The 19,158-nt window shown below is 60.9% G+C and carries 19 protein-coding genes; 13 read left to right on the top strand and 6 right to left on the bottom strand.

Translation table 11 applies throughout. The features are described 5' to 3' along the window. Nucleotides 1-63: 63 nt before the first annotated feature. The gene (locus RYC17_RS25435; RefSeq protein WP_316904705.1) at nt 64-468 is read right to left on the bottom strand and encodes a PAAR domain-containing protein; all 405 of its coding nucleotides are present in this window, start codon (nt 466-468) and stop codon (nt 64-66) included. Nucleotides 469-730: 262 nt separating this feature from the next. Between RYC17_RS25435 and mdcA the strand changes: the two genes are divergently transcribed. The 9 genes from mdcA to madM all read left to right on the top strand — a co-directional run bounded on the left by mdcA (nt 731) and on the right by madM (nt 8,052). After that, on the top strand, nt 731-2,407 hold the full coding sequence (gene mdcA, locus RYC17_RS25430) for a malonate decarboxylase subunit alpha (RefSeq protein WP_122259103.1): 1,677 nt from the start codon (nt 731-733) through the stop codon (nt 2,405-2,407). Next, on the top strand, nt 2,407-3,282 hold the full coding sequence (locus tag RYC17_RS25425) for a triphosphoribosyl-dephospho-CoA synthase (RefSeq protein ID WP_004666473.1): 876 nt from the start codon (nt 2,407-2,409) through the stop codon (nt 3,280-3,282). The genes mdcA and RYC17_RS25425 overlap by 1 nt, the downstream gene beginning before the upstream one ends. Before the next feature lies 1 nt (nt 3,283). Then, nucleotides 3,284-3,583, top strand: coding sequence for a malonate decarboxylase subunit delta (locus tag RYC17_RS25420; protein WP_004654333.1), 300 nt, complete (start codon nt 3,284-3,286; stop codon nt 3,581-3,583). After that, nucleotides 3,576-4,427, top strand: coding sequence for a biotin-independent malonate decarboxylase subunit beta (locus RYC17_RS25415; protein ID WP_005747356.1), 852 nt, complete (start codon nt 3,576-3,578; stop codon nt 4,425-4,427). Before RYC17_RS25420 ends, RYC17_RS25415 begins: the two co-directional genes overlap by 8 nt. Further along, a complete protein-coding gene (mdcE, locus tag RYC17_RS25410) occupies nt 4,424-5,224 on the top strand; it encodes a biotin-independent malonate decarboxylase subunit gamma (protein ID WP_219170821.1) in 801 nt (266 codons plus the stop codon). The genes RYC17_RS25415 and mdcE overlap by 4 nt, the downstream gene beginning before the upstream one ends. Further along, entirely contained in the window at nt 5,218-5,856 is a 639-nt protein-coding gene (locus tag RYC17_RS25405; RefSeq protein WP_044295656.1) for a malonate decarboxylase holo-ACP synthase, read from the top strand. The genes mdcE and RYC17_RS25405 overlap by 7 nt, the downstream gene beginning before the upstream one ends. Beyond that, nucleotides 5,853-6,788: a malonate decarboxylase subunit epsilon gene (gene mdcH / locus RYC17_RS25400; protein WP_316904710.1), complete on the top strand. Its 936-nt coding sequence runs from the start codon at nt 5,853-5,855 to the stop codon at nt 6,786-6,788. Before RYC17_RS25405 ends, mdcH begins: the two co-directional genes overlap by 4 nt. A gap of 69 nt (nt 6,789-6,857) precedes the next feature. After that, the gene (gene madL, locus RYC17_RS25395) at nt 6,858-7,286 is read left to right on the top strand and encodes a malonate transporter subunit MadL (RefSeq protein WP_058399832.1); all 429 of its coding nucleotides are present in this window, start codon (nt 6,858-6,860) and stop codon (nt 7,284-7,286) included. A 1-nt stretch (nt 7,287) separates the two neighbouring features. Further along, on the top strand, nt 7,288-8,052 hold the full coding sequence (gene madM, locus RYC17_RS25390) for a malonate transporter subunit MadM (RefSeq protein WP_219170824.1): 765 nt from the start codon (nt 7,288-7,290) through the stop codon (nt 8,050-8,052). Nucleotides 8,053-8,061: 9 nt separating this feature from the next. Here madM and RYC17_RS25385 read toward each other — a convergent pair whose 3' ends face one another. Next, nucleotides 8,062-8,988: a LysR substrate-binding domain-containing protein gene (locus RYC17_RS25385; protein ID WP_316904704.1), complete on the bottom strand. Its 927-nt coding sequence runs from the start codon at nt 8,986-8,988 to the stop codon at nt 8,062-8,064. A gap of 155 nt (nt 8,989-9,143) precedes the next feature. Between RYC17_RS25385 and trhA the strand changes: the two genes are divergently transcribed. Next, complete coding sequence (gene trhA, locus RYC17_RS25380) at nt 9,144-9,758, top strand: PAQR family membrane homeostasis protein TrhA (RefSeq protein ID WP_044317446.1); 615 nt, start codon at nt 9,144-9,146, stop codon at nt 9,756-9,758. A 21-nt stretch (nt 9,759-9,779) separates the two neighbouring features. On the opposite strand, the gene RYC17_RS25375 is transcribed toward trhA, so the two are convergent. Together RYC17_RS25375 and RYC17_RS25370 are read right to left on the bottom strand one after the other, a co-directional pair. Beyond that, a complete protein-coding gene (locus RYC17_RS25375; RefSeq protein WP_005743076.1) occupies nt 9,780-10,499 on the bottom strand; it encodes a 16S rRNA (uracil(1498)-N(3))-methyltransferase in 720 nt (239 codons plus the stop codon). A 134-nt stretch (nt 10,500-10,633) separates the two neighbouring features. Further along, nucleotides 10,634-12,040: an adenosylmethionine--8-amino-7-oxononanoate transaminase gene (locus RYC17_RS25370; RefSeq protein ID WP_316904703.1), complete on the bottom strand. Its 1,407-nt coding sequence runs from the start codon at nt 12,038-12,040 to the stop codon at nt 10,634-10,636. Between the two features lie 209 nt (nt 12,041-12,249). Between RYC17_RS25370 and RYC17_RS25365 the strand changes: the two genes are divergently transcribed. The 3 genes from RYC17_RS25365 (at nt 12,250) to RYC17_RS25355 (ending at nt 15,635) form a co-directional block, all read left to right on the top strand. Continuing rightward, a complete protein-coding gene (locus RYC17_RS25365; protein ID WP_316904702.1) occupies nt 12,250-14,124 on the top strand; it encodes a flavin monoamine oxidase family protein in 1,875 nt (624 codons plus the stop codon). Between the two features lie 356 nt (nt 14,125-14,480). Further along, complete coding sequence (locus tag RYC17_RS25360) at nt 14,481-15,029, top strand: cytochrome b (protein ID WP_002551706.1); 549 nt, start codon at nt 14,481-14,483, stop codon at nt 15,027-15,029. Between the two features lie 27 nt (nt 15,030-15,056). Then, nucleotides 15,057-15,635: a YceI family protein gene (locus tag RYC17_RS25355; protein ID WP_058407742.1), complete on the top strand. Its 579-nt coding sequence runs from the start codon at nt 15,057-15,059 to the stop codon at nt 15,633-15,635. A gap of 446 nt (nt 15,636-16,081) precedes the next feature. Here RYC17_RS25355 and RYC17_RS25350 read toward each other — a convergent pair whose 3' ends face one another. After that, nucleotides 16,082-17,959 carry a DEAD/DEAH box helicase gene (locus tag RYC17_RS25350; protein WP_058399837.1) on the bottom strand — a complete coding sequence of 626 codons (1,878 nt, stop codon included), beginning with the start codon at nt 17,957-17,959 and terminating at the stop codon, nt 16,082-16,084. A 310-nt stretch (nt 17,960-18,269) separates the two neighbouring features. Next, entirely contained in the window at nt 18,270-19,115 is an 846-nt protein-coding gene (gene metF / locus RYC17_RS25345; protein ID WP_003346344.1) for a methylenetetrahydrofolate reductase [NAD(P)H], read from the bottom strand. Nucleotides 19,116-19,158 lie beyond the last annotated feature (43 nt).

The raw sequence follows: 19,158 nt of genomic DNA, 5'->3' as shown, positions 1-19,158 counted from the left end.
GCAAGCTCACTCCCACAAAGCATGTGTATGCTGACTACGGAGCATGGGCACGAGATTCGCAACTCAACATGGCTGCGAAAGAGGCCTGAGTACTTCGGGCGTATAGCTGCCGTCTCTCAATGAGCGCGCCAGATGTTCGGCATAGAGTCGCGCTGTCGAGGCCAGTTCTTCGGGGATGGCGACGGTCGCGTCCATGTCGGCCCGGACGTGCTCCTGCGAGGTGGTCAGCGTATTGCTGCCGGGTGCGCAGCCACACTGCACCTCATGACCCTGAGTAGCGACCGCCACAAGTTCGTCGATGTAGGTGGGGTTGCCCTGGGCGATGAAACCAATCTCCCCGCATGCCGGGCACCACACCGGGTCGCCCATGCGGGCCACGCGACGCAGGTCGATGACCTCGCTTGCCGATGCGCTCAGTACAAAACCGCCAGTGGTGGTGAGATCGCCTTCCCTGACTATGAACGACATGGCAGTGCTTCCTTTGAGGTCTGGAAGCCTGAAGGCTAGGCGTAAAACCGCTACTCAGGTGCGCAGAAATTCTGTTAAAGACCGGTCCTACACAAAGATCAGCAGGGCGTTTCGCGGATGTTACGGGCACCAATAAAGGTGATCAAAAAATGATCACTTTTACTATCGTTACTCCAGCCGTAACGATTCGCCTCGCTGCTTGATTGATGCCTGCCCCTATCGCTCCTAAGGTGGCCCACGACAGCAAAATCGTGGAGCGATCATGACAACAACAACTTCCCCCGACGCACGCTGGACACGTCGTCGCACCGAGAAGCAGCGGCGTCTGGAGCAGGTGCGGGCGCTGGCCGATGGCGTAGTGCTGCCGACCGACAAGATTGTCTCGGCGCTGGAGGCCTTGCTGGTTTCCGGTGATCGGGTGGTGCTTGAGGGCAACAACCAGAAGCAGGCGGACTTCCTGTCCCGCGCGCTGGCCAAAGTCGATCCGGGCAAGGTGCATGACCTACACATGATCATGCCGAGCGTTGGCCGCGCCGAGCATCTGGACCTTTTCGAGCAAGGCATCGCACGCAAACTGGACTTCTCGTTTGCCGGCACACAAAGCCTGCGCATCAGCCAACTGCTGGAAGACGGCCTGCTGGAAATCGGTGCGATCCACACCTACATCGAACTGTATTCGCGGCTGGTGGTGGACCTGATCCCCAACGTGGTGCTGGCCGCAGGCTTCATGGCCGACCGGGCAGGCAACATCTACACCGGCCCGAGCACCGAGGACACCCCGGCGCTGATCGAGCCGGCCGCATTCAGCGATGGCATCGTCATCGTTCAGGTCAACCAATTGGTGGATGACGTCAGCGAACTGCCTCGCGTGGACATTCCCGCCTCGTGGGTCGATTTTGTGGTGGTGGCCGACAAGCCGTTCTACATCGAGCCGCTGTTCACCCGCGACCCGCGGCACATCAAGCCAGTGCACGTATTGATGGCGATGATGGCGATTCGCGGCATCTACGAAAAACACAACGTTCAGTCGCTGAACCACGGCATTGGTTTCAATACCGCAGCCATTGAACTGATTCTGCCGACCTACGGCGAGTCGCTGGGCCTCAAGGGCAAGATCTGCCGTAACTGGACGCTTAACCCGCATCCTACGCTGATCCCGGCCATCGAAAGCGGCTGGGTCGAGAGCGTGCATTGCTTCGGCACCGAACTGGGCATGGAAAACTACATCGCTGCGCGCCCGGATGTGTTCTTCACCGGACGCGATGGCTCGCTGCGTTCCAATCGCCAACTCTGTCAGCTGGCTGGCCAATATGCCGTTGACCTGTTTATCGGCGCGACCCTGCAGGTGGATGGAGACGGGCATTCCTCGACCGTCACCCGTGGCAGGCTGGCAGGTTTTGGCGGCGCACCGAACATGGGCCATGATCCGCGCGGCAGACGTCATGCCACCCCGGCATGGCTGGACATGCGCCAACAGAACGAGAGCGGCCCGGATGCCTATCTGGAGCGCGGCAAAAAGCTCGTGGTGCAGATGGTCGAGACGTTTCAGGAGGGCGGCAAGCCGACCTTCGTTGAAACGCTGGACGCTGTAGAAGTGGCGAAGAAAAGCGGCATGCCGCTGGCACCGATCATGATCTACGGCGACGACGTCACCCATTTGTTGACCGAAGAAGGCATCGCCTACCTCTACAAGGCGCGCAGCCTGGAAGAGCGTCAGGCGATGATTGCCGCCGTGGCGGGCGTGACCGTGATCGGCTTGCGCCATAACCCGAAAGACACTGCACGTATGCGTCGTGAAGGGCTGATCGCGCTTCCGGAAGACCTGGGTATCCGGCGTACCGATGCCAGCCGTGAACTGCTTGCGGCCAAGAGCATTGCCGATCTGGTTCAGTGGTCCGGTGGCCTGTACAGCCCGCCTGCCAAATTCAGGAGTTGGTGATGAGCGCACTTCAATTGACACCGCAAGCTGCTTCGCTTGCCGAGCGACTGGCCGATCTGGCCGTCGATGCCCTGATCGCCGAAGCCGACCTGTCGCCCAAGCCAGCACTGGTGGACCGGCGTGGCAGCGGCGCGCACACCGATCTGCATCTGGGCCTGATGCATTCCTCGGCGCTGTCACTGTGGCCGACCTTCAAGTTAATGGCTGACGCCGCCGGGCAATTCAACACAGTGGGCCAGCCATTACGTGAGGCGCTCGGTCGTCTCGGTCGCGATGGCGAAGCCACGATGCTGCGCACCACCCAGGGTGTGAATACTCATCGAGGTGCGATCTGGGCACTGGGCCTGCTGGTGACGGCTGCCGCGCTGGACGCCCGCAACTGCGCACCCGAAGCCGTGCTCGCGCGGGCTGCCAGCCTGGCGCAGATCAAGGATCGCCAGGTGCTCGTGCAGGGCAGTCACGGTAATGAAGTGGTTCGCCGTTACGGTGTAATGGGCGCCCGAGAACAGGCGCAGCAAGGCTTCCCGGCAGTCAGGGATTTCGCCTTGCCGCAACTGCAACGCAGTCGCGCAGCGGGCAGTGGCGAGCAGAACGCCCGGCTGGATGCGCTGCTGGCGATCATGACCACCCTGTCCGACACCTGCGTGCTGCATCGTGCCGGTATCGAAGGCTTGCACACCATGCAGCGCGGCGCTCAGCACGTGCTGGACGTTGGCGGCAGTGCCAGCCTTGCCGGGCGCCGCGCGCTGAACCAACTGGATCAGCAACTGCTGGCGCTGAATGCTTCGCCTGGCGGCGCGGCTGATCTGCTGGCTGCCTGCCTGTTTATCGACGGCCTGGAGCCTGCGCTCGGCCGTGTTTCGAGGAGTGTCTGAAATGGAAACCCTGTCTTTTGAATTTCCTGCCGGACAGCCGCCCAAAGGCCGCGCGCTGGTGGGTGTGGTTGGCTCGGGCGATCTGGAAGTGCTGCTGGAGCCCGGTTCGCCAGGCAAGCTATCAATTCAGGTGGTGACCTCGGTCAACGGTGCCTCGCTGCGTTGGAAACATCTTTTCGAGCGCATGTTCGACGGCCAGACCCCGCCTGCGCTGAGCATCGACATCCACGACTTCGGGGCCACGCCCGGCGTGGTGCGCTTGCGTCTGGAGCAGGGCTTCGAGGAGATCGGTCATGACTGATAATGCACGTTTGCTGAGCCAGCACAGTTTCATTGAACTCGGTGCCCGGCAGCGCGCCCGCGCTCTGCTGGATGCCGACAGCTTCCGCGAATTGCTTGGCCCGTTTGATCGCGTCATGTCGCCCTGGCTTGCCAGGCAAGGCGTTGTGCCTCAAGCCGACGATGGCGTGGTGGTCGCCAAAGGCACCGTTGACGGGCGGCCGGTAGTCATTGCGGCCATCGAAGGCTCGTTTCAGGGCGGCAGCATGGGCGAAGTCGGCGGCGCGAAAATGGCCGGTGCGCTTGAGCTGGCCGCCGAAGACAACCGCAACGGTATTCCCACTGCTGCCATCGTGCTGCTGGAAACCGGTGGCGTGCGTTTGCAGGAAGCCAACCTGGGCCTTGCAGCGATTGCCGAGATTCATGCCGCGATGGTCGACTTGCGTCAGTACCAGCCGGTAATCGGCGTAGTGGCGGGCAGCGTCGGCTGTTTTGGCGGGATGTCCATTGCTGCGGGCTTGTGCAGCTATTTGCTGGTGACCCAGGAAGCCCGCCTGGGCCTGAACGGCCCGCAGGTGATCGAGCAGGAAGCCGGCATCGAAGAATACGATTCCCGTGACCGCCCGTTCATCTGGAGTCTGACCGGTGGCGAGCAGCGGTTTGCCAGTGATCTGGTGGACGGTTTTGCCGCAGACGATGTGGCCGATGTCCGGCAGCAGGTCAGCGGCTGGCTCAAGCAGGGCGTACCGGCAGCGCATCGCAGTAGCCAGTACGAACTGTTTCTGCAGCGCCTCACCAGCCTCGACACCGAAGCGCAAATCGATCCGCAGAGTGTACGTACCCTTTATCAAGGAGCCCGGTCATGAGCTATTCACAACGGGGTTTGCACTGGTTCAACGCATTGAGCGCAGGTGCTACGCAAGTTGACGGTCTGCCTGCCTCGCTCAAGGTCGCCGATGGCTTGCTGGGCGACCAGCCAGTGCGCTTTGTGGCGGTGGTTGCCGATACCGGCAATCGTTTCCCTCGGGCGCGTCAGGGCGAGGTCGGTCTGCTGGAAGGCTGGGGCCTGGCTAAAGCCGTGGATGATGCCATCGAGCAGGACCGCGACCGCGCCGAAAAACGTGCACTGATTGCGATTGTCGATGTGCCGAGCCAGGCCTATGGCCGCCGCGAAGAAGCGCTGGGCATTCATCAGGCGCTGGCCGGTGCGGTGGACAGCTATGCGCGGGCACGTCTTGCCGGGCATGCGGTGATTGGTCTGCTGGTCGGCAAGGCTATGTCCGGCGCGTTTCTGGCCCACGGGTATCAGGCCAATCGGTTGATCGCACTGCGTGATCCCGGCGTGATGGTGCATGCGATGGGCAAGGCTTCCGCCGCTCGGGTAACGCTGCGCAGTGTCGAAGACCTGGAAAAGCTCGCCGCCAGCATCCCGCCAATGGCCTACGACATCGACAGCTATGCCAGCCTTGGTCTGCTGTGGGAAACCCTTTCGGTCAGCCAGATCGAGCAGCCCACTGCGGATGACCTGACTCAGGTTCGCAATGTTCTGAGCAGTGCGATCAGAGACGTGCGGGCCAGCGGGGTCGACCTGAGCAGCCGTCTGGGCGCGAGCAATCGTGCGGCATCGGCCACCGTGCGCCAGTTGCTGCGGGCGCAATGGTGATCGACAGCGCTTGCGCAGTACTGCCCCATGATTTGCTGTGGGGCATGCCACTGTCTGCCTTGCCGGACGATGCGCCCAAATGGGCGGTCGAAACGGTGCTGGCCGGGCAGCCGGTCGTGGTGCGTCGGCAGGCCATGCCAGCCGGTCAGGTGGCCGTAGGGTTGCGCGGCTACGGTCGTGAGCAGCGCTATGCCGCGAGCATGCTGTTGACGGATGTCTATCGGCGGGTAACCCCCGAACAACTGGTCTTGTGCCCGGTCGAGAATATTCAGGACTGGCCCGCATTGCGTGCCTTGCGTCAGGTCCGCCCGGTGATGGATGCGCTGGAACTGGTCTGGGGCGTTGGCGGCAGCGCCGGGTTCGAATTGGCCAGTGGTATTGCGGCGTTGAATCAGGACAGCGATCTGGACCTGATTTTGCGTACGCCTGAGCCGTTAAGTCGCAGTTGCGCAGCCGAATTGGTCGAGGCGCTGGAAACATCGGTCTGCCGGGTCGATGTCCAGCTGCAACTCGATCATGGCGCTGTGGCGTTGCGTGAATGGGCGCGGCCAGCGGGGCGGGTGTTGCTCAAGACCGCAGCAGGGGCGCGGCTGGTTGCAGATCCATGGCATCTGATCGGGGCGTGCGCATGAGCAGCCTGTGGGTGTTTCCCGGTCAGGGCGCGCAGCAGGCCGGCATGCTGCATCAATTACCCGACGACCCTGTCGTCCACGATTGCCTGCAGCAAGCTGCCGATGCTCTGGGCGAAGACGTACTGGCGCTGGACAGCACTCAGGCGCTGCAAGCGACCCGCGCCGTCCAGCTTTGCCTGTTGATCGCCGGTGTCGCCTGCGCCCGTCTGTTGCGGGCGCGTGACTGTGTGCCGGACTACGTTGCAGGGTTGTCCATCGGCGCTTATCCGGCAGCGGTGATCTCCGGGGCGCTGGCCTTTGACGATGCCGTGCGCCTGGTGGCGTTGCGCGGCGAGTTGATGCAGAACGCCTGGCCCGAAGGTTATGGCATGACTGCGGTGATCGGTCTGGACCAGACACAGGTCGGGGCGCTGATCACGCAAGTACACAGCCCGGAAATGCCAGTGTTTCTCGCCAATATCAACGCCGACAACCAGATGGTGATCTCGGGCAGCGCCGAGGCGATGCAGCAGGTCGGTCATTTGGCCAAGGCGTCGGGGGCCGCGGCGGTCAAGCGTCTTGCGGTCAGCGTGCCGTCGCATTGCGCCTTGCTGGAAGCTCCCGCGCAGCAACTGGCAGAAGCCTTTTCAAGGGTTGCGTTGCAGGCACCGAAGATACGTTACCTCAGCGGCAGCACCGCGCGTCCGCTGCTGAATGCCGAAAAACTGCGTGACGACCTGGCCTTCAACATGTGCCGGGTCATCGATTGGCGCAGCACCGTGGAAACCGCCTGGGAGCGAGGCGTGCGCCTGCACATCGAATTGCCGCCCGGTGCCGTGTTGACCGGGCTGGCGCGCAAAGTCTTCCAGCAAGGAACGGCGCTGGCCTTTCAGGCTGCGCGTCTGGACAGCCTGATCGCGCTGTCGCACGAGGAGGGTCGCCGCACTCCATAGAGCCGCCGTGCAGCTGCTACGAAGGACAAAAACAACAACTTCAGCAATGCAAACAGAGGAATAACAACAATGATTATCTATGGTGTTGCACTACTGGCTATCTGCACGCTCGCGGGCGTGATTCTCGGTGACATGCTCGGCGTTCTGCTGGGCGTGAAATCCAATGTGGGCGGGGTCGGGATCGCCATGATCCTGTTGATCTGCGCACGTCTGTGGATGCAGAAACACGGCGGCATGACCAAGGACTGCGAAATGGGCGTGGGCTTCTGGGGCGCGTTGTACATACCGGTGGTGGTGGCGATGGCCGCGCAACAAAACGTTGTGACCGCACTCAAGGGCGGGCCGGTCGCGGTATTGGCCGCTGTCGGTTCAGTGGTGCTCTGCGCCTGCACCATCGCAGTGATCAGTCGCACCAATCGTGGCGAGCCTTTACCCAAGGAAGAGCCGCTGCTGACGCCTGTGATCAAGCCTGAAATCACCCCGGCTGGAGGTCGCTGATATGTGGGACCTCATCGAGAAAGGACTTGAACACAACGGCCTGATCACCGCATTTGCCTTCGTCGGTATCATCATGTGGGTCTCGGTGGTGCTTTCAAAGCGCCTGACCTTCGGCCGGGTGCATGGCTCGGCCATCGCGATTGTCATCGGGCTGATTCTGGCCTGGGTCGGCGGCACGTTGACCGGAGGCCAGAAGGGGCTTGCCGACATGGCGCTGTTCTCAGGCATCGGCCTGATGGGCGGGGCGATGTTGCGTGACTTCGCCATCGTGGCGACTGCCTTTGAAGTGCAGGCCACCGAAGCACGCAAGGCCGGGCTGATCGGAGCAATTGCCTTGCTGTTGGGCACCATTCTGCCGTTTATCGTGGGCGCGAGCATTGCCTGGGTGTTTGGCTACCGCGATGCAATCAGCATGACCACCATTGGCGCGGGCGCTGTGACTTACATCGTCGGTCCGGTGACCGGTGCCGCGTTGGGTGCGACTTCAGATGTGATGGCCCTTTCGATTGCCACCGGCCTGATCAAGGCGATTCTGGTGATGGTCGGTACGCCCATTGCAGCGCGCTGGATGGGTCTGGACAACCCGCGTTCGGCGATGGTCTTCGGTGGTCTGGCGGGTACTGTCAGCGGCGTTACCGCAGGGCTGGCGGCAACCGACCGGCGTCTGGTGCCTTACGGCGCGCTGACCGCTACGTTCCACACCGGTCTGGGCTGCCTGCTCGGGCCGTCGGTGCTGTATTTCATCGTGCGTGCAATCGTCGGTTAGTCCCTTCGATCAGGTCGTCTGCTCCAGCAGGCGATTCGCATACATCCGGCACTCGGCCAGCAGCGCGAGCAGGTTGGGATCGCGCTGTTTTGACTTGAGGAAAACCATGCCGATGTGTTGCTGCATCCGGTAGCGGCTTTGCAACGGAATCAGCCGCACGCGGTTTTCATACACCGCTGCAATGCGCCCCGGCAGCAGCGCATAGCCGACGCCGGAACTGACCATGCTCAGCAGGGTGAAGATGTCATTGACCTGCATCGCCACTTTGGGCTCGAACCCGGCCTGCTGAAACACCCGTATACCATCGCGATGAGTGGCAAAGCCTTGGGTGAGGGTGATAAATGTCGCTTCACGCAGGTCGCTGAGATCCACCTCGCTGTGCTCGGCAAACGGCGAGTCTGTGGGCACAGCCAGGAAGATATCGTCGGAAAACAACGCCAGCTGCTCGCAGTCCGGGTCATGGGTGCTTTCATCCAGCGACACCAGCATGGCGTCGACTTCCATGTTCTTGAGCTTGTACAGCAGGTCCATGTTCGAACCCAGAATCAGGTCGATATTCAGCTCGCTGCGGCGGATTTTCAGGCCCATGATCAGCTGCGGCACCGTCTTGACGGTCAGTGAATACAAAGCCCCAAGGCGGAAGCGCGCCGCCGAAAAGCCTGCCGCCTGACGGGTCAGCTCTACGGTGGCGAGCACATCCTGCACCAGTTTCTGCGCACGCTCTTCCAGCACATACGCGCTTTCCAGCGGCGTAAGGTTGCGGCCTTCGTGTTTGAACAGCGGGCAACGCAGGGCGCTTTCCAGCGAGTGAATGGCGCGGTGCACGCTGACGTTGCTGGTCTGCAACTCCTCCGCCGCCCGCGCCAGATTGCCGGTGCGCATGAAGGCCAGGAATATTTCCAGTTTTTTGAGCGTCAGTTCGTCATCGATCTGCATGTCGTGGCGCTGGTTATTGATGTGCGCTGATTGTGCACAAGTCGTGCGCCGATAGCTGCTTAAAATATCCGTCACTGAAACAGGGTGTTGCGGTTTGTTTCAATAACCGCGAGCCTCTGCTCCCAGTGTTTTGCCACAAAGAGGGTATTGAGCGGATGTATTACGGAGAAAAATTCAACGCCTGGTCCCACCTGGTGGGCGCAGTGCTGGCAGGTGTCGGCGCAATCTGGCTATTGGTGATGGCGAGTCTGCACGGCGATGTCTGGAAAGTGGTCAGTATTGCGATCTATGGCGCCTGCCTGGTCACGCTGTACAGCGTTTCGACGATCTACCACAGCGTCAAGGGCCGTTCGAAATCGATCATGCAGAAGGTCGATCACTTTTCGATCTACCTGATGATTGCGGGCAGCTACACGCCGTTCTGTCTTGTGACATTGCGCGGCGCGTGGGGCTGGACCCTGTTCGGTATCGTCTGGGGGCTGGCGCTGATCGGCATTCTGCAGGAGATAAAACCCCGTTCCGAAGCGCGAATCATGTCCATCGTGATCTACGCCGTGATGGGCTGGATCGTCCTCGTGGCGGTCAAGCCACTGATTGCTGCGCTCGGCCTGGCGGGGTTCATCTGGCTGGCCGGCGGCGGTGTGCTGTACACCGTCGGCATTCTGTTCTTCGCCTACGACCAGATCCGCCACTTTCACGGCATCTGGCACCTGTTCGTGATCGGCGGCAGTTTGATGCACTTCGTGGCGATTTGTTTTTATGTGCTGTGAGGAGGGGACGATCATCAGTGATCAGAAATCGCCCCACAGCTGCTGCGCCACGCTGAGCGCGACCACCGGGGCGGTTTCAGTGCGCAGAACGCGCGGGCCGAGGCGCGCAGCGTGGAAGCCTGCGGCTTGCGCCTGATCGACTTCCGCATCGTTCAGACCGCCTTCCGGACCAATCAGAAAGGCCAGGCTGGCAGGCTTGTCATGGCTGGTCAGAGGTTCAGCCACCGGGTGCAGGACCAGTTTCAGGTCGGCCTCGGTGTGCTTGATCCACTCGGCCAGCGGCATCGGGGCATGAATCACCGGCACCACCGATCGACCGCACTGCTCGCAGGCGCTGATTGCGATCTGTTGCCAGTGCGCCTGGCGCTTCTCGGCGCGTTCGTCCTTCAGGCGCACCTCGCAGCGTTCGCTGACAATCGGGGTAATTTCGCTGACGCCCAGCTCGGTGGCCTTTTGAATAGCCCAGTCCATGCGTTCGCCACGCGACAAGCCTTGGCCCAAGTGGATGCGCAGGCCTGACTCGACCTGCCCGGCAAAGCTTTCGGTCAGCTGCACATGCACGCGCTTCTTGCCGACTTCCAGCAAGGTGCCGCGAAACTCCTGGCCCGATCCGTCGAACAGTTGCAGCGCGTCACCTTCGGTCATGCGCAGCACGCGGCTGATGTAATGCGCCTGGGCCTCAGGCAGTTCGTGCTCGCCCAGGCTCAGCGGCGCTTCAGTAAAAAAGCGGGACAGTCTCATGGTGTGTCTCGGTTCTGGTGTTCGTTTTGTGAGGGTGCATTCGCGAGCCAGCTAAGGTCGCTCGGACAAGCCCCAGCCAGTGGGAGCGAGCTTGCTCGCGAAGGCGCCAGTCCGGCTGCATTTGGTTTTAGCCCCTAACCCGGATCCCTGAAGTCCGGATGAAAGTTCTCGCGCACAGCAACACTGACACTGCTGCGCGTAGCGATATCAATGCCCTCGGTGGCCACCTCGGCCAGAAAGTCGATCTGCTCCGGGGTAATCACATACGGCGGCAGAAAATACACCACACTGCCCAGTGGCCGCAGCAATGCGCCACGTTCCAGCGCATGCTGAAAGACCTTCATGCCACGTCGTTCCTGCCACGGGTAGGCGGTCTTGGTGGCTTTGTCCTGAACCATTTCGATAGCGATGGCCATGCCGGTCTGACGCACTTCCGCGACGTGCGGATGATCGGCCAGATGCGCCGTGGCTGTCGCCATACGCTGCGCCAGGGCCTTGTTGTTCTCGATGACGTTGTCCTGCTCGAAGATATCCAGTGTCGCCAGCGCCGCCGCACAGGCCAGCGGGTTGCCGGTGTAACTGTGTGAGTGCAGAAACGCGCGCAGGGTCGGGTAGTCGTCGTAGAACGCGTCGTACACATCGTCGGTGGTCAGGCAGGCTGCCAGCGGCAGGTAACCACCGGTCAGGGCCTTTGACAGGCAGAGGAAATCCGGGCGGATACCCGCTTGTTCACAGGCGAACATGGTGCCGGTGCGGCCGAAACCCACGGCGATTTCATCGTGGATCAGGTGCACGCCGTAGCGGTCGCAGGCTTCGCGCAGCAGTTTGAGGTAGACCGGGTGATACATGCGCATGCCGCCTGCGCCCTGAATCAGCGGTTCGACGATTACTGCTGCAACGCTGGCGTGGTGTTCGGCGAGGGTCTGTTCCATGGCGGCGAACATGTTGCGCGAATGCTCTTCCCAGCTCATGCCGTCCGGGCGGTGATAGCAGTCGGGGCTCGGTACCTTGATGGTGTCGAGCAGCAGCGCCTTGTAGGTTTCGGTAAACAACGGCACGTCGCCCACCGACATCGCCGCCATGGTCTCGCCGTGGTAGCTGTTGGTCAGGGTGACGAAGCGTTTCTTGTCTGGCTGGCCGCGATTGAGCCAGTAGTGAAAACTCATCTTCAGCGCGACTTCAATGCACGATGAGCCATTGTCGGCGTAGAAGCAGCGGTTCAGGCCCTCGGGCGTCAGTTTGACCAGCCGTTCGGACAGCTCGATGACCGGCTGATGACTGAAGCCGGCAAGAATCACGTGCTCCAGCTGGTCGACCTGATCCTTGATGCGCTGGTTGATGCGCGGGTTGGCGTGCCCGAAAACGTTGACCCACCAGGAACTGACAGCGTCCAGATAACGCTTGCCTTCGAAGTCTTCAAGCCATACGCCTTCACCGCGCCTGATCGGTATCAACGGCAGATTTTCGTGGTCTTTCATCTGGGTGCAGGGGTGCCACAGGACCTTCAGGTCACGTTGCATCCACTGGTCATTGAGGCCCATTTTCAATCTCCGGGTAGCGACTCGCCTGATGCGAGGACGAACAATCGCGCAAGCCTATGCAATGCCCGGCTGCGGAACAACCTTTGATGCAGTTTTAACGGCTGATGGACATTGCTGGCGGCTATTTGATGGCTCGCGTATCCTGCGCAGCAAGTCGATGTGCCGGGCTGACTTGCCCAATCTTCCCTATGTTTTCTGGAGTTCGCCGAATGCTTTCTGGGTGGCTGCGCGCCTGTGCGCTGATAGTGGCAGGGTTGGTCAGCGTTTCGACGCTCGCCGATGAAAAACAACGAACCGCCATTGTCGTCGGTGGTGGTCTGGCAGGCTTGACCGCTGCCTATGAACTGCAGGCCAAAGGCTGGCAGGTGACGGTGCTGGAAGCCAAGCCGAGTCTGGGTGGACGCTCCGGTCTGGCGACCAGCGAGTGGATCGGCAACACCAAGGCTCAGCCAGTGCTGAACCGCTACCTGGACAGCTTCAAGCTGCCTACCGTGCCCGCGCCTGAATTTGTGCGCACGCCCGGCTACCTGATCGACGGTGTGTACTTCACCCAGGCTGACCTGGCCGTCAAACAGCCGGCGACCGCCGAAGCCATCAAGCGCTACAACGACACGCTGGATAACCTCGCGCGTTCGGTTGACGACCCGGAAAACCCGGCGTCCAACAGCACGCTGTTTGCGCTGGACCAGATCAACGTCGCCAACTGGCTGGACCGCCTGAACCTGCCTGCTACGGCGCGTCAGTTGATCAACCAGCAGATCCGCACCCGCTACGACGAGCCTTCGCGCCTGTCGTTGCTGTACCTCGCCCAGCAATCGCGGGTTTATCGCTCGGTTGACGAGCGTGACTTGCGTGCTGCGCGCCTGCCCGGTGGCAGCGCGGTGCTGACCCAGGCGTTCGTCAAGCAGCTCAAGACCGTCAAGACCAACTCGCCGGTGACGGCAGTCGTCCAGGAAAAGGACAAGGTCACCGTCAAGGCTGGCGCAACCAGCTACACCGCAGATTACGTGGTCATGGCCGTACCGCTGCGCTCGCTGGGCAAGATCCAGATGACACCTGCGCTGGACGCTCAGCACATGGGCGCGATCAAGAGCACCAACTACGGCTGGCGCGATCAGATCATGCTCAAGTTCAAGACTCCGGTCTGGGATAGCAAGGCACGCATGTCCGGTGAGGTGTTCAGCAACACCGGTCTGGGCATGCTGTGGGTAGAGCCCGCGCTCAAGGGCGGCGCCAACGTGGTGATCAACCTGTCCGGCGACAACGCACGCATTATGCAAGCCTTCGGCGACAAGCAGATGGTCGATCAGGTGCTGATCCGTCTGCATGCGTTCTACCCTGAAGCACGCGGCGCCTACACCGGCTATGAAATCCGCCGTTACAGCGTCGACCCGTCCACCGGTGGTTCCTACCTGGCATTCGGTCCCGGCCAGATCAGTAAATACTGGCGTCTGTGGGAGCGGCCGATTCTGCGCGTAGCCTTTGCTGGCGAGCACACCGACACCTTGTACCCCGGCACTCTGGAAGGTGCCTTGCGCAGCGGTCAGCGTGCGGCTGGTCAGGTCCAGGATCTGGCGGCTGGCAAGTCGTTCGAACCGGTCAAGGTTGCACCGCCGAAAGCGCCGGCCCCGGCTTCGCAGAAGTCCGAAGGCAATTTCTTCAGCAACATGTTCGGTGGTTCGTCCGACAAACCGGCTGAAGCTGCCAAGCCGCAGGCCGACAAGCCAGGCTTCTTCTCGCGCATGTTTGGTGGTGCTGAAGAACCGGCCCCGGCACCTGCTCCGGTAGAGAAGGCTGTAGAGCCTGCTCCAGCGCCTGCACCGGCTGTTGCTCCGGCGCCCGTGGTTGCACCGGTTGTCCAGCCTGCCAAGCCGCCGGTAAAAGCCGAGCCTGCGAAGAAACCGGCGACCAAGGCTGAACCTGCGAAAAAGCCGCAGAGCAAGGAAGCCGCCAAAAAAGAAGCGGCGAAGAAAGAAGCAGCAAAAAAGGAAGCTGCGAAAAAAGAGGCAGCGAAAAAGGCTCAGAGCAAACCGGCTCCTGCCAAAACCCCTGCTGAAACAGCGCCCGCAGACGTTAACAACTGACCGGGCAATAGCTGAGCGAAAGAGGACGCGGTGTATACCGCGTCCTTTTTTTATGCCCGCTGAATTCGTTCTGTCTGTGTGGGCTGGGGATATCTGAGCGGATCATGCCGTTCATCGGTATCGAACGGCCGATGGTCATTGCAAAGTATTACTGACGGCAAATTATCGAGATGCTGCCGCAGCGAGGACAGCCTGAGATGCTGTAAAGCCTGTCAGGTGTTGGTGTCACCAGCAGAACCGGCATACGAAAAGTCCAACAGACCTATCGTATTGTTCGATATGTCCGAGCGAAATTTTGCGCTTTCATTCGATAGATAAAAAGCTAGTCTGGTAACACTTCTGACAAGGTACTGGTAATGCAGCTACGTAATTCATCCTCTCGCTACGGTCTGGTCAGCATGGTGCTGCACTGGGGTGTGGCTGCTGTCGTGTTTGGAATGTTCGCGCTGGGGCTGTGGATGGTCGGGCTGGATTACTACGATACGTGGCGCAAGGCAGGCCCTGATCTGCACAAGAGTATTGGTATCACCCTGTTTGCGATCATGTTGATCCGCGTGGTCTGGCGTCTGCTCAGCCCGCCACCGCCGCCGTTGACCAGCTACAGTAAGTTGACGCGCATCGGTGCCGCATTCGGTCACCTGTTTTTGTATGTAGCACTGTTTGCCGTGATGTTTGCCGGTTACCTCATCTCCACCGCTGACGGCGTGGGGATTCCGGTATTCGGCCTTTTCGATGTGCCCGCGCTGGTTTCGGGCCTTCCTGATCAGGCAGAAACGGCGGGCTGGATTCACCTGTATCTGGCCTGGGTCATCGTGATATTCGCGGGGCTCCACGGTCTTGCAGCATTGAAACACCACTTCATCGATCGCGATGTGACCCTCAAGCGTATGCTGGGTCGTAATTGATTGTTCAACCAAAACGGGAATAAAAGCATGTTGAAGAAGTCTCTCGCCGCTCTGGCTCTGGGTACTGCACTGTTGTCTGCTGGCCAGGCCATGGCTGCCGACTACGTTATCGACAAGGAAGGTCAGCACGCATTCGTTGACTTCAAGATCAGCCACCTGGGCTACAGCTTCATTCACGGTACTTTCAAGGACTGGGACGGCACGTTCAGCTTTGATGCTGCCAAGCCTGAAGCCAGCAAAATCAATGTCGAGCTGAAAACCGCCAGCCTGTTCACCAACCATGCCGAGCGCGACAAGCACATCGCCAGCAAGGACTTCCTGGACGTTGCCAAATACCCGGAAGCCAAGTTCGTTTCCACCAGCGTCAAATCGACCGGTGAGAAAACTGCTGACGTGACTGGCGACCTGACCATGCACGGCGTGACCAAGCCAATCGTGATCAAGGCAACCTTCAACGGCGAAGGCAAGGATCCGTGGGGCGGCTACCGTGCCGGCTTCAACGGTACTTCGACGCTGAACCTGAACGACTTCGGCATCAAAGGCCCTGGCCCGACGTCGCAGACGCTGGATCTGGACATCACCTTCGAAGGCGTACAGAAGAAGTAATTGCACGCCTGATCGACAAAACGCCGACCCTTGGGTCGGCGTTTTTGTTGGTGCGATGAAAATTCCTGAGATGACTATCGTGCCAATCCTCCGCATTGGCATGCAGTTCGTGACGCTCTGCGTCACAGGTCTGAGCCGCGCTGCCGTCTCAAGATCGGACGCGGAGCGTCCAGGACTGCGCTACCACGCAGAGCGTGGGAGCGATGAACCTTGCGGACAGAAAATCTTGAGATGACTATCGTGCCAATGCTCCGCGTTGGCATGCAGTTCGTGACGCTCTGCGTCACAGGTCTGAGCCGCGCTGCCGTCTCAAGATCGGGCGCAGAGCGTCCAGAACTGCGCTACCACGCGGAGCGTGGGAGCGATGATCATCATCGACACAACGAACGACACGACAAACAAAAACGCCCCGAGCAGGTCGGGGCGTTTTGGGTGTTGCGTGGCTATCAGCTGTCGCGGTTGCGGGTCAGCAGGGCCGGTTTTTCACCGCGTGGGCGGCTCGGCAACTGGTCCAGCTGCTCGGCAGACGGGAAACGGTCGATCTTGGATTCCTTATGCACGATCTTCGGCTGAGGCTGACCGTCGCGCGGGGCACGCACGGCTGGCTCCTGACCTTCACGCGGCAAGGGCTGATCTTCACGTGCCGGGCGACGACCGCGCGGCTGGCCATCACGCGAACGCGGAGCCGACGAACCCGAACCGTTGCGCTTTGGCGCGCCAGTACCGGAACCGTTACGAGCGCCGCCCGCAGGTCTACCCGAATTGGCTGGGCGAGCTGCGCCGCCAGCAGCCGGTGCTGCACCGGGTGCTGCTGCAGGACGACGACCACGGTTCTGGCCTTTGCCCTGATAAGGACTGACGTAGTCAGCACGATTGCCGAAGTTGTCTACTTCGTCGTCGCGGAACTCGTCCGGCGCACGATCGGCCGCCGGACGCGGTATGGATGGCTGCGATGCACGCTGTTCGCTGCGAGGCGTGCCCTCACGAGGTTTTTTTTCGCGTGGCTGCCTTGCAGGGCGTTCGCCAGTGGCGGCTGCAGCAGCAGGTTTTTCCTTGCCTTTGTCCTTGCCCTTGTCGCGACGACCGCCGTTGTTCTTGTCTCCGGCAGGACGTGCACCACGGGAGTTGCGAACATCCGGACGCTCACGCACTTCCGGCTTTTCAGCCTCGACTGCGGTGATGTCGAAGCCCATCAGGTCGCCATCGGCGATCTTCTGTTTAGTCATGCGCTCAATGCTTTTGAGCAGCTTCTCTTCGTCCGGCGCAACCAGGGAAATGGCTTCACCCGAACGACCGGCCCGGCCGGTACGGCCGATACGGTGAACGTAGTCTTCATCGACGTTTGGCAGCTCGAAGTTGACGACATGCGGCAGCTGGTCGATATCCAGGCCGCGTGCGGCGATATCGGTCGCGACCATGATGCGTACATCACCTGCCTTGAAGTCGGCCAGTGCCTTGGTACGGGCGTTCTGGCTCTTGTTGCCGTGGATCGCGACAGCCGCAAGGCCGTGCTTGTCCAGGTACTCGGCCAGACGGTTGGCGCCGTGCTTGGTGCGGGTGAAGACCAGCACCTGTTCCCAGGCGCCGACGGTAATCAGGTGCGCCAGCAGTGAACGTTTGTGGTTGGCTGCCAGGCGGAAAACCCGTTGCTCGATACGCTCGACCGTGGTGTTCGGCGGCGTGACTTCGATGCGCTCGGGGTTGTGCAGCAGCTTGCCAGCCAACGACGTGATGTCATTGGAAAAGGTCGCCGAGAACAGCAGGTTCTGACGCTTGGCCGGCAGCCGCGCGAGGACCTTCTTGACGTCATGGACGAAGCCCATGTCGAGCATCCGGTCTGCTTCATCGAGCACCAGAATTTCAACGTGGGACAAATCGACACTGCCTTGACCGGCCAGGTCGAGCAGGCGGCCGGGGCAGGCTACCAGTACGTCCACACCACGGGACATGGCCTGAACCTGCGGGTTCATGCCGACGCCGCCGAAGATGCAGGCGCTGACGAACTTCAGGTCGCGGGCATAGAGCTTGAAGCTCTCGTGCACTTGTGCGGCCAGTTCGCGGGTGGGGGTCAGGACCAGAACGCGCGGTTGGCGCGGGCCATGACGCTGGGATTTGTCCGGAACACCATTGGGAAACAGCCGCTCCAGAATTGGGAGGGCGAAACCGCCGGTTTTACCAGTACCGGTCTGTGCCGCAACCATCAGGTCACGACCTTGCAACACGGCGGGAATGGCCCGCTGTTGCACTGGGGTAGGCTGGGTATAGCCCGCTGCCTCGATGGCGCGGACTAAAGCCTCGGAGAGACCGAGGGAAGCAAAGGACATGAGTAATCCTGTTCTGTTGGAGCTTAAGCTCAAGGGATGTCTTGCCTGGCGCGAATGGCGTGTAAAGACAACGCGATCCCGTCCGGTCCTGCCGGGTCTTCAGTGCATCTCGTGACGTCTGCGCTTGATGAAAATTGCGCTGTTGGCGTGAACGAGTGACGATTTCAAGACCGGGCCTCCGGGCGTAAGCCTGGCGGGAAGGCTGGAGTATAACAGAGCGAACGCAATACGCCGCTTTCCTGCTGCCCAACGGTGTATCAAGCCGCGATCTCCCGAGAATAGCCCGACAGATCGCGGCTTTACAGCGGTATCAGCGTGGCAATTGCAGGTTATTCCACACCGCCAGGCTCGGTTCTGCCTGGTTCAGGGTGTAGAAGTGCAGGCCAGGGGCGCCGCCTTGCAGCAGTCGTTCACACATCTGCGTGATGACTTCTTCGCCAAACGCCTGAATGCTTTGCACGTCATCGCCATAGGCTTCCAGCTGTTTGCGGATCCAGCGCGGGATTTCCGCACCGCAGGCATCCGAGAAACGCGCCAGCTTGCTGTAGTTGGTGATCGGCATGATGCCCGGCACGATCGGAATGCTGACGCCCATCTTTTCAACGCGCTCGACGAAGTTGAAATAGCTGTCGGCGTTGAAGAAGTACTGCGTGATCGCGCTGTCGGCGCCGGCGTTGGCCTTGTTGACGAAGTGCTTCAGGTCATCCTCGAAATTACGCGCCTGAGGGTGCATTTCCGGGTAGGCGGCGACTTCGATGTGGAAGTGGCTGCCGCTTTCCTGGCGAATGAAGCTCACCAGGTCATTGGCGTGACGCAGCTCACCGCTGGCCATGCCCATGCCGGAAGGCAGGTCGCCGCGCAGTGCCACGATGCGTTTGATGCCCGCATCCTTGTACTGCGCCAACAGGTTGCGCAGGTCGTCCTTGCTGTCGCCCACGCAGGACAAATGCGGTGCAGCAGGGACTTTGATCTCGTTTTCCAACTGCAGCACGGTATTGAGCGTGCGGTCGCGGGTCGAGCCACCGGCACCATAGGTGCAGGAGAAAAAATCGGGGTTGTACGTAGCGAGCTGACGAGCAACGGTCAGCAGCTTTTCATGTCCAGCGTCGGTCTTGGTAGGAAAGAACTCGAAGCTGAAGCGGCGTTCTTGAGACATGGAGCCGATCTCGTCGTAGGAGCGAACTTGTTCGCGAAAAGGC

It is taken from the genome of Pseudomonas syringae group sp. J248-6 (genome assembly GCF_032586995.1).
Taxonomy (GTDB): Bacteria; Pseudomonadota; Gammaproteobacteria; order Pseudomonadales; family Pseudomonadaceae; genus Aquipseudomonas; species Aquipseudomonas amygdali.
The sequence above is the reverse complement of the archived record's forward strand: the minus strand, read 5'-3'. Positions and strand labels throughout refer to the sequence as shown.